General features: G+C 67.4%; 1 pseudogene. It reads left to right on the forward strand.

The features are described from left to right. Positions 1-264, forward strand: a pseudogene (locus tag EOD29_RS32505) (hypothetical protein); the annotation flags it as partial.

Raw genomic sequence — 264 nt, forward strand, 5'->3', positions numbered from 1 at the left:
GTAAGACCCACCAGGAGCGCACGCTGCCGCCCCTGTCGTTTGGGGTGGAGTTTCTTGACGGGGCGTTGGAAGGCGGCCTGCCGCTCGATGCGATCACCGAATTCCGTTCCGCTCTGTCTCGCGATGCCGGCGCTGCAAGCGGGCTGGCGATGGCTGTTGCCGCGCGGCTGCAAAAACAGGAAGCGGATGCCGGCCGCCTTCTGCCGTTGCTCTGGATCGGCGATGCCGTCGGCACGCTGGAGGCAGGCCGTCCCTATGCTCCCG

The organism is Mesorhizobium sp. M1A.T.Ca.IN.004.03.1.1 (genome assembly GCF_003997555.1).
Classification (GTDB): Bacteria; Pseudomonadota; Alphaproteobacteria; order Rhizobiales; family Rhizobiaceae; genus Mesorhizobium.